A 9,871-nucleotide genomic window follows, 5' to 3' on the forward strand; every position below is an offset into this window, starting at 1 on the left:
ATATAATACGATTATTATCGGAGGAGGCTTAGCCGGCCTGACTGCCGGAGCTACGCTTTCAAAATTTGGAAAGAAAGTACTCCTTTTGGAGCAACACTATAAACCTGGTGGTTGTGCAACTACCTTCAAGCGAGGCGATTTTATCATTGAAGTTGGCTTGCATGAAATGAGTGGCCTGGCAGAGGGCGGTACTGTTAGGAGAATTTTCAAAATGCTCGATGTAGACAAGCACGTTCAGTTTGAGAAAGTACCCGAATTCTATGGTATACTTTCAGATAATGAGGACTTTGTTTTTCCACATGGTTTTGATGAAGCTACTAAAGCCCTTGTGAGCAAATATCCTGATGAGAAAAAGGCTATTAAGAAATTTATGAAATTGATAGCAGGCATTAGAAAGGAAGCACACAGTTTGCCTCGTAATCCATTGGTAAGCAAATTGATATATCCGCTAATGCCCTTACTTTACCCCAACCTGGTAACGGCAACACGACACACGGTGGGGTCCTGGTTAGATAAACACATCAGAAATGAAGGTCTAAAACTTGACCTTACTGCGCATATTGCTTACTGGGGCGATGATCCGTACACCTTGTCAATGTTCTACTTTGGCCTGCCGTTCTCTGGTTTTATTGAAAGCGGAGGTCATTTTATTAAAGGAGGTTCACAAAAGCTCTCCGATCATCTCGCCGCTTATATTGAAGCACATGGCGGTACTGTACTATTAGGGAAAAAAGTTGAGAAGATCATCACTGAAAATGGTAAGGCCTCGGGAGTCACATTTAGAGAGGTTTATAACAAAAATGAAGAGCCTATTACTATTACTTGTGATAATGTAGTGGCTAACGCACCCATGCCAACAGTGCCTGCTTTACTGGATGAGCCTTACGCAAGCGCTCTTAAGGAAAAGATCGGTTCGAACCCTGATTCAGTCTCATTATTGTGTATGTACTTTGGCTTTAGGGAAAAACTAGATCGATTTGGTGTTAAATACTATTCAAATTATATACAAGGGGAAGATATAAAAAGTCTCAAAGATGTACATCCGAATCAGCTAGGTGATTGGAAAAAACGTAGTTTCATCTTTGTAGATTATGAAAAGGTCGATGCCGGATTGGCACCATCGGATAAAGCTGCAGGTGTGATCTGTACTGTAGCTTATCTGAAAAACTGGGAAAACCTTAGTCATGATGACTACAAGGCAAAAAAAGAGGAGGTAGCCCAGATCTTAATGAAGCGCCTGGAAGAGAAGTTCCCGGGTATTTTGGAAAGCATAGAATATTACGAGTTATCTACCCCGAAAACTATCATGCGGTATACCTCTAATCCCAGTGGAGCAGTTTACGGTTTTGCTCAAACCTTGCAATTAACAGCTTCTAAACGATTTAGAAATAATTTCTTGATTCCAAACCTCTATTTCGCGTCGGCCTGGGCTTTTCCTGGCGGGGGCTTTGAAGGTAGCATTACAGGTGGGTTTTTGGCTGCCTTGCAGATGAATAAAGACAAAATCTGGTCCGAATGTGATGATGAAAAGTATGTTGACAAGAGAGTTGTTGCGCTCTCGGAGCGCAAAAAGTTAGATGTCAAAACGCTCGAATTGAGCTTTGAAAAACCTCCCGGATTTCAATGTCAGAAAGGACAATATTCCATTCTCAATCTCACAAACCCCAAGGTAACCCAACTGGACCTTCCCTATCGATGGCTTCCTGTTAATTCGAATGGTGAGGAAGATCACGTAAAGTTTCAAATTGAATTGGATGGCAGCAGCTTTTCTAAAAGTTGTGAGGGTATGGATATTGGTGATCAGGCTTTGATATTTGGTCCTATAGGCTAGTTTAATTTTGTTATACCAACATCTAAAACAATGTATTATGAACGGAGCAATTTTTTTCTCAGGTAAGTACGGGAGTACCGAGCAATATGCCAACTGGATTGGCGACGCCACAGGATTTCCTGTATTTGACATCAAGGATCCCAATGCCGATCCGGCAAAGTACGAGTATTTAATATTGGGCAGTTCAATTCACTATTTTAAGCTATCTATCCGAAAATGGGTAAGATCAAATTTATCTATCCTTAAAGACAGGTCGAAGATCTTGTTTTCGGTCTCAGGTGCGGGGCCAGGGGATAAACTCGACCGTTGGGTTGCTGCTTCCCTTCCTTCCGGGCTGGCTTCACAAATGCAGCATGTGGGCCTTCCAGGCAGGTTAGACCATTCAAAAGTTAGTTGGTGGGTTCGGAAGATGCTGTGGATAGGCTCCCTTATCAATCCCGATCCCGAGGCCGGTAAAGAAGAGCGCTATGGTTTTGACCATGTCGATAAAGAAAGCATCAAACCCATATTAGAAATGGTAAGGCAATTTAAACATAGTGAAGTGCCAACATAGTAATAGCCAAAAGGAAGTTCTAAAAGAAAATTAAAATGGCTTACAGTTAAATTCTATATAGATGGAAAAAAAACTAAAGATAGTAGCGATCTGTGGAAGCCCGCACAAAGGGAATACTTACAATATACTTAGACTGCTTAAGCAAAGTAATCCTGAAATAGATTTCAAGATTCTTATGCTTTCTGAACTAAACCTTAAGGATTGCTTAGGGTGTTATTCATGTATCAATATCGGAGAAGAAAATTGTCCTCTTAAAGATGATCGTGATATGATTATTGAAGAAATGAAGGATGCCGACGGGACCATATTTGCATCTCCTACCTACGCAAGAACGATTAGTGCATTAATGAAGAAATTTGTAGAGCGAACAAGCTATATTGCTCACAGACCAATATTTTTTGGAAAATACGCCATAGCGCTTACCACCTGTGCGGGATTTGGTGCTGACTTAACATGTAAATATTTAAATGAAAACTTCACTCAAAGTGGATACAACTTTGTGCCATCCGTGGAGCTTAAGGTGGCAACAAAATCTGAAAATGAAACAGATTATAATCGTATGAAGGCATTAAATGGATATGAAGAGCTTCTTAATGCAATTAAATCTCATGAGAAATTTGAACCCTCATTAGGCCAATTGGTGTATTTCAATATCTTCAAATCTATTTCAGAATGGAATAAATTGAAAGGATGGGCCGATTACAAGTTCTACAAGGACAAGAAAGATTTCTATAATGATATCAAAATTCCCTTTGTGAAGAATAAAATAGCCAAGTGGATCGCTGGAAGAGAAACTAAGAAGTTGATGGCGAATAGATAGCGTTATATTTAAATGGAAAAATCAGCTAAAAATAAAAAAAACACACGAATTGCGATTGACTTCGTACATCCCTAAAAAGCAATCCCGGGCAAGCATAAAAACGAACACAAGCTAGCGCTTGTTCGTTTTTTGATTCCTTTACCTTTTGAAAATGAATTTTCAAGGCATTCAAAGTCTCAATCGTATAATTTTAAAAGGGATTCACCTTGTGCATCCCTACAACCTCAGATCATGCTTAGGTTGTTCTGCTAGCTCCAGTATCTTTATGTTTTTTATGTAACAATTAATTATAAAATACATTTATTTAGTTGTTCAGGCAACTTCAAGCCGGCAATCAGGGTTATTAAGTTAAACGACCTTACAAAACAAAAAAAAGTACTTGGAAATAAAGGAAGTTATCAAGCATTGTAAATCAGGAAATCAAATTGCACAGGGCGTTTTGTTTAATCTGCATTATCAGCAAATGTACAACTTGTCCATGCGTATTTTATCTAACCATCATGATGTTGAAGATGCACTTATTATATCATTTACAAAAGTTTTCAATAGCATACAGCAATTTGAGTACCGCGGTGATAACAGTCTGAAAAAATGGATTAAAACCATTGTCATTAATGAATCGATAAGGCATCTAAATACTAAAAATAAAATCAGATACAATGAGAGCTTACTTGAATACGAAACCAATACGGACTATGCAGCTGATATAATTGATATTGATATCGAGCAGGCGTTTTTCATAATTGAGGCTCTGCCTGCTGGTTACAGAATGGTTTTTAACCTGTTCGCAATAGAAGGTTATTCACACAAAGAAATAGCTGAACTACTGAATATTTCAGAAAGCACTTCAAAATCGCAGTTGAGAAAAGCAAGGATGAACATAATTGAAAGAATTAATAAAGCTAAGAAAAATGGGAACTAATAAAATTGATTCATTTTTTAGGAAATCGATAAATGAATCAGAGGACTTTTACGAAACAGAAGCAAATGTTGCTAAAGAAAGAATATGGAAACAAGTTCAGCACAGAAAGAAAAAGCTCGTAATACCACTTTTTTTCCGCCTATTAGCGGCAGCATGTGTTTTACTTCTTATTTCTACTTCAATTTTATTTGTTTCAAACCTCAAATCACAAAAAAGGATAGAAGCACTTGCTAAAACAAATACCGACCTAAAAAACAAGGTCGAATTAAATACCAAAAATGAATTAATCAAAAATGAATCATTAATTGCTGCTAACATCATAACACACGACACCGTTTTTATTGAAAAACAGGTCGTAGTTACTAAACCTATTGTCCTGAAAGAACGAATTACTGACACTGTTTACATCCAACAAATAGAATATATTGAAAAAGAAATTTCTCCTGAATCAATTATGGCTATTGAGAATAATATTCCAGCAGATTCAACTTATGAAATTACGACAGATGCGTATGAAACAAAAATTTTAATTAGTAATACCGCAGCTTTTAAAAAAGAGAAAAGAAAAAAAATCCAATTCAAATTTGGCGGTAATCAAAGTCCTGGCAATGATGGAGCAATAGCTCTTTCATCAAAATTGCAAAATTAGAATTTAAAGCGGATAAATAAATCCAATTTTTAATAATAAAATACTTGAAAAAATGAAAAAAATAACATCAATATTTACACTTACCGCACTGTTAATGTTCAGCAGTTTTATATACGGACAAAAAACCGCTATCGATTCGGCTTGTGTCCAAATTGAGAACAAAGCAGGGATGAATTTGGCAATTTATAGTTATAAAAACTTAGCTGAAAACGTGGAGAAAGATTTTAAAAGCTTTCAATTAATACTTAAGGAAACCAAAGATATTCCTGAAAAAATACCATATTCTATCAATTATGAACCAAATAAATCGGTGACAATTAAGCAAACCGAAGAAGGCGAAAGAGTGATATGGGAGAACGGCGAACAAACCATCTATCAGTTTAACAAGCAATGCAATATACTATCAGACACATACTTTTTACAAATTCAGTTTAATGAACTCGATGAATTAATTTCAGACAGCCTACTTACTCAGCTTTTGGAGGTTATTGATACCACCACCGCTATTCAGGGAAGACACTCAGCAATTTACAACTATACATTTGATGGGATGCAGCTATCTCAAAAAAAACAATACGACATGTTGAGCGAGCAAACAGATATGCTTATGCTTAGCGGTGGCGTTGGCGTTAACTTGATTAAAAGTGAACCTGTTATTGATATTTCGGCGGAAATGGCGTTTGCTTTCAGGAAGAAACGGACCTTACAAAATCGGTACTATGTTTCGTATAATCTGCTATTTGATTTTATAGAAGAATCTACTGTCAACGTGAATGGTTTTCTCAATATTGGTTATAAGTATAATTTGTCCAAAAAAATTAATAAGCCCAATTGGCTTGGTGTAGAACTGGGAGTTTTGGTAAACCGGCAAGGCGAGCTATTTGGGAAAAACACGTTCAAGTTAGGTGTAAACTGGGAATTAGGGAAATACATATCCGTAGCTCCACAATTGTATATGTCAGACAATTTTGACCAGTTTTATCCGGCAGTGCGCATAGGTTTTGGTTTTTAAGGTGTTGAAGCATTAATCAGGAATACATATTTAAGGACGGGTCAGAATTCTCGGCTCCCGCCACGCTTGTCTGGTTTTTGATCCCGTAACAGTTCATTTTAAGAGGGATTCACTTCGTGCATCCCTAAAAAGTAATCCGGGGAAAGCATAAAAACCAACCCAGGCCAGCCCTTGTAGTAAGGGATCTAAGTTTGATTTGTTAAAATTCCAGGGCTTGTTTAATGATATCGATTATCTTAGTCCCTAAGGTAGTTTTGTAATTCTGCAATCTTTGCTGTGGTATTGAATACTCCTCCATAAAATGAAGTTACTGTTGCCGATGATTCATCCTTTATTCCTCGGGAGGATACACACAAATGTTTGGCATCAATAATGACAGCAATGTCTTCAGTACCTAGAATATGTTTCAAATCTTCAGCAATTTGATTTGTTAATCTTTCCTGTACTTGAGGTCGCTTGGCATAATAATGTACAATTCTATTCAATTTCGATAAGCCGATTACTTTTCCTGATGAGATATAAGCTACATGGGCTTTTCCTATTATGGGAACAAAATGATGCTCACAATTTGAATAAAAAGTAATGTTTTTTTCAACCAGCATTTGGTTGTATTGATACTTATTATCAAACAATGCTATTTTCGGTTTATTAGAAGGATTTAATCCGGAGAAAATTTCATCAATATACATTTTAGCCACACGCTCGGGTGTTCCTCTTAAGGAATCATCGGTTAAATCTAAACCCATCACATCCATTATTTCTTCAAACAATAAGGCTATTCGTTGCTTTTTTTCAGAGTCTGATAGTTTAAATGCACTAGGTTTCATAGGTGTTTCTAAACCTGTGTATAAATGATCATCTCCAATATCATTATTAGTAAACCCTTTCAGCTTGAAACCATTTTTCTTTTCTACTAATGTTTTTGTATTCATTTTGTCTTTGTTATGTGTTATAAGCGCTCTATCGCTTTAATAAAATTTTTGCTAAAATTAGTCTTTAGGAGGTTTTGAAATTATCAATGATGACGTTTTTAGCCTTTAAATCGAACATCAAATTATAAAGCCCAAAAAAGGTTCTGTTTATGTAAATGAAATGCTTTGAACCTCTGTTGCCATTCATTTTTCGTAGTTCTGTATTTTTTGAATAACGTTCACCTAATTCACTTAATTTTCCAAAGAATATACCATCCGAGAAGTCAAAATTTTCTTCTTGAAAAGGTAGGGTGAATAAACTCAATAACTCATGAAACATTTCGGTAAAAAATTCAATTTCTTCTTTTGAATCGTCTTCACGCAAAATTTCCAATTCAAACAATTTCGATGAAAAATAATCAGGATTATTGATATTATCGGGTTCTGCTAATTCAAAATACGGCACATAAAAATCATTTGGAATGGTTTTCATACATCCAAAATCCAAAGCAATTAATTCACCATTTTCAGACACCAAAAAGTTCCCGGGATGCGGATCAGCATGTACTTTTCTTAACTTATGAATTTGGAACATGTAAAAATCCCAAAGCGCTTGCCCGAGTTGATTTGCCTTTTCTTGATCCGTGTTATATGCTGTAAACTCAGATAGGTGCTCACCGTTCATATAGTCCATTGTAATGATACGGTCATTGGATAAGTCCTCATAATATTTAGGAAACAAAAGGTTTGGAATGTTAGAACAGGCTTTGGCAATTTCCTTGCTTTGTTGCACTTCCAACGCATAATCTGTTTCTTCAATAAGTTTTCCTTCAACTTCCTTAAAGTATTTGTCTGAATCTTTTCCCTTAATATTAAACATTTTCATAGCAATAGGCTTAACAAGAGCCAAATCGGACGCAATACTTTGAGCAACTCCTGGATATTGGATTTTCACAGCAAGTTTTTTCCCATTTTTTTCTGCCACATGCACTTGTCCGATGCTGGCGGCATTTACTGAAGTCGTATTAAAGGAATCATATAATTCGTTGGGCAATTTGCCAAAATAATTTTTAAAGGTTTTCAGTACCAATGGGGAAGATAAGGGTGGAACTGAAAATTGTGATAATGAGAACTTTTCGACATAGGATTGAGGCATGATACTCTTTTCCATGCTCAGCATTTGAGCCACTTTAAGTGCACTGCCTTTAAGTTGCTTCAGGCCATCGTAAATATCCTCTGCATTATTTTCATTGAGACGCGTTCTGGCCAGATGTTCAGTCTTTGTTAATTTATCGCCATAATATTTAAGGTAATTAACCCCAACTTTCGCTCCGGTTGATACTAGCTTGGAGGCGCGATGTATTTTTGTGACAGGAATATTATCGATTGTTTTCATCTATTACCCTAATACTGGTGGATTTTTTCTTTGAAGATGAATTTTCCAAAGTCTATCATACTTTTAAGTGGAGCCACGTTCAAGACGTCGAAGCTTGTATTTACTGATTTTTCAATAAAAATGTCCGTTTTTTCAAAAGAAGCTGAAGTATCGTCCATCCAGAATTTTAAAGTCAATAATAATTGTAGCCAAGCAGTTTCTTGCAACGCTCTTGTCTGTATCTTATCGATTTGTTCTTGATTAATAGTGATCATTTCAATGTCTAAACTATCAATATAGTTTGTAAAACTCTTTTTTAAACCAGAAAGAAGTGACAATCCTTTCAAATTATTTTTATGCTGATGTAAAACATAAATAACATAACTTCTGTTAGCCGTAAGATTTTCAAAAAAGGTAAAATAGAAACTTAATAGTTTATTGCGCGAATCATATGATTGATACTCTTTACTTTTACCTAAAACTGTAATGGTATTATTAAAAAAAGTGTTGAATACTTGCTTTTCAATAGCTTCAAATGAACCAAAATGCATATAGAATTTTGATTCTTCAAAATTATTGGCTTTTGCAAACGCATATACAGATTTAGGGTTTTCGTTATTTTCAATGACATAATCCATGTAAAATGAAATAATGTCGTTTTGGGTAATTGTTTTCTTTTTGGCCATGGCTCTGTTTTGTAAAGTGCAAGATATTAATTGTTTAATAAATTGCAATATAAATTAAACAAAGTTTAACACAGGCGTTAAGGAAGTTTTTTTACTGCCATCATATAGATAGGCTTGGAAATTGAGGAGTGTCCAGGGAAACGGTTCGTTTTACGAAACTAGTACCTTTCATAGGATACATTGATGTCCGTAGTGCTATTATAATTCTTCAACTAGTTGAATGTTATTTCCGCAAGTGTCGTTAAAAACTGTAACTTTTACAGTCCCCATTTCGGTGGGTTTCATACTGAATTCAACACCAAGCTTTGTAAGCCGGTCATATTCATATTGAACATCATCAACATCGAACTGAGTGTAGGGAATTCCGGCACCCATCAATGCATCTTGATAGACTTTAGATGGTTCAAAATGATTAGGGGCCGGTTCAAGTAGGATTTCAGGTCCTCCTTGTGCTTATTTAGAGACTAAAGTTAACCACCTATTACCTCCTTCTAATGGCATGTCAAGTTTTTTAATAAATCTCAATTTTTCGGTATAGAATTTTAATGCTTTTTCCTGGTCGTTAACAGGGATACTAATAAGTTTTACCTTCATTGTTTTACTAATTAAGATTAAGGCTCGTAAGTTCTATAATCAAGATTTAAGTTGCTTCCTGAAAGTTGCTTTTTTTGAAATTCAAAAGGTAATTATCCATTTTTACTCTTAAATAAGGCACTAAAACGGTTCATTTTAAAAGGGATTCGCAATGTACATCCCTAAAAAGTAATCCGGGGCCGGCAAGGAATCCATCACAAGCTTTCCCTTGTCTGTTTTTTAGAACTTTAGAAAACAACGTAAATAGCAGTAGATCTTAGTTCCGGTCTCTTAAGTACCCACATTTTATTCTATCTTTTTTTACAAATCATGTCGGGGCAATTAGAACTTATTTTTATTCTTTCTAAATGAATATTATCGTAACTTACTTTGAGTTAATTAGATTGATAGTTTAATAAATTCATTTGTAGTTCTATGGAAGATAAAAACCAAGGATCGGAATCCAAACCGACAAAAGGTATAACCAGGCGGAGTTTTATAAGGGGTGCTGGATTATCTACTGCAGGCAGTGTACTTTT

Annotated in this window: 11 protein-coding genes; 6 read left to right on the forward strand and 5 right to left on the reverse strand. The window is 35.7% G+C overall.

What is annotated here, in order from left to right; all coding sequences use genetic code 11:
- The 6 genes from Q0X66_RS14675 to Q0X66_RS14700 form a co-directional block, all read left to right on the forward strand.
- Positions 1 to 1,831, forward strand: a 1,831-nt coding sequence (locus tag Q0X66_RS14675) for an NAD(P)/FAD-dependent oxidoreductase (protein WP_297707669.1), incomplete at its 5' end; no start/stop codon positions are given.
- A 37-nt stretch (positions 1,832 to 1,868) separates the two neighbouring features.
- Positions 1,869 to 2,384 (forward strand): flavodoxin domain-containing protein, encoded by a 516-nt coding sequence (locus Q0X66_RS14680; RefSeq protein ID WP_297707671.1) that lies wholly within the window; start codon positions 1,869 to 1,871, stop codon positions 2,382 to 2,384.
- A 61-nt stretch (positions 2,385 to 2,445) separates the two neighbouring features.
- Positions 2,446 to 3,204 (forward strand): flavodoxin family protein, encoded by a 759-nt coding sequence (locus Q0X66_RS14685; RefSeq protein ID WP_297707673.1) that lies wholly within the window; start codon positions 2,446 to 2,448, stop codon positions 3,202 to 3,204.
- A gap of 379 nt (positions 3,205 to 3,583) precedes the next feature.
- Complete coding sequence (locus Q0X66_RS14690; protein ID WP_297707675.1) at positions 3,584 to 4,126, forward strand: sigma-70 family RNA polymerase sigma factor; 543 nt, start codon at positions 3,584 to 3,586, stop codon at positions 4,124 to 4,126.
- On the forward strand, positions 4,116 to 4,775 hold the full coding sequence (locus Q0X66_RS14695; protein WP_297707677.1) for a hypothetical protein: 660 nt from the start codon (positions 4,116 to 4,118) through the stop codon (positions 4,773 to 4,775). The genes Q0X66_RS14690 and Q0X66_RS14695 overlap by 11 nt, the downstream gene beginning before the upstream one ends.
- Positions 4,776 to 4,827: 52 nt before the next feature.
- Complete coding sequence (locus tag Q0X66_RS14700) at positions 4,828 to 5,787, forward strand: hypothetical protein (protein ID WP_297707679.1); 960 nt, start codon at positions 4,828 to 4,830, stop codon at positions 5,785 to 5,787.
- Positions 5,788 to 6,023: 236 nt separating this feature from the next.
- Here Q0X66_RS14700 and folE read toward each other — a convergent pair whose 3' ends face one another.
- The 5 genes from folE to Q0X66_RS14725 all read right to left on the reverse strand — a co-directional run bounded on the left by folE (position 6,024) and on the right by Q0X66_RS14725 (position 9,353).
- Complete coding sequence (gene folE / locus Q0X66_RS14705; RefSeq protein WP_297707681.1) at positions 6,024 to 6,719, reverse strand: GTP cyclohydrolase I FolE; 696 nt, start codon at positions 6,717 to 6,719, stop codon at positions 6,024 to 6,026.
- Between the two features lie 64 nt (positions 6,720 to 6,783).
- Positions 6,784 to 8,094: an AarF/UbiB family protein gene (locus Q0X66_RS14710; protein ID WP_297707683.1), complete on the reverse strand. Its 1,311-nt coding sequence runs from the start codon at positions 8,092 to 8,094 to the stop codon at positions 6,784 to 6,786.
- 8 nt (positions 8,095 to 8,102) lie between these two features.
- Entirely contained in the window at positions 8,103 to 8,759 is a 657-nt protein-coding gene (locus tag Q0X66_RS14715; RefSeq protein ID WP_297707686.1) for a TetR family transcriptional regulator C-terminal domain-containing protein, read from the reverse strand.
- 198 nt (positions 8,760 to 8,957) lie between these two features.
- On the reverse strand, positions 8,958 to 9,194 hold the full coding sequence (locus Q0X66_RS14720) for a VOC family protein (protein ID WP_366938707.1): 237 nt from the start codon (positions 9,192 to 9,194) through the stop codon (positions 8,958 to 8,960).
- Between the two features lie 18 nt (positions 9,195 to 9,212).
- Entirely contained in the window at positions 9,213 to 9,353 is a 141-nt protein-coding gene (locus Q0X66_RS14725; RefSeq protein WP_297707690.1) for a VOC family protein, read from the reverse strand.
- Between the last annotated feature and the right edge of the window lie 518 nt (positions 9,354 to 9,871).

Source organism: uncultured Eudoraea sp. (assembly GCF_947260015.1).
Taxonomy (GTDB): Bacteria; Bacteroidota; Bacteroidia; order Flavobacteriales; family Flavobacteriaceae; genus Eudoraea.

What these genes read in the sequence shown, in the direction of transcription:
- Q0X66_RS14680 (WP_297707671.1), top strand. Translation starts at nt 1,869, where the DNA reads ATGAACGGAGCAATTTTTTTCTCAGGTAAGTACGGGAGTACCGAGCAA.
- Q0X66_RS14685 (WP_297707673.1), top strand. Translation starts at nt 2,446, where the DNA reads ATGGAAAAAAAACTAAAGATAGTAGCGATCTGTGGAAGCCCGCACAAA.
- Q0X66_RS14695 (WP_297707677.1), top strand. Translation starts at nt 4,116, where the DNA reads ATGGGAACTAATAAAATTGATTCATTTTTTAGGAAATCGATAAATGAA.
- Q0X66_RS14700 (WP_297707679.1), top strand. Translation starts at nt 4,828, where the DNA reads ATGAAAAAAATAACATCAATATTTACACTTACCGCACTGTTAATGTTC.
- folE (WP_297707681.1), bottom strand. Translation starts at nt 6,719, where the DNA reads ATGAATACAAAAACATTAGTAGAAAAGAAAAATGGTTTCAAGCTGAAA.
- Q0X66_RS14710 (WP_297707683.1), bottom strand. Translation starts at nt 8,094, where the DNA reads ATGAAAACAATCGATAATATTCCTGTCACAAAAATACATCGCGCCTCC.
- Q0X66_RS14715 (WP_297707686.1), bottom strand. Translation starts at nt 8,759, where the DNA reads ATGGCCAAAAAGAAAACAATTACCCAAAACGACATTATTTCATTTTAC.
- Q0X66_RS14725 (WP_297707690.1), bottom strand. Translation starts at nt 9,353, where the DNA reads ATGAAGGTAAAACTTATTAGTATCCCTGTTAACGACCAGGAAAAAGCA.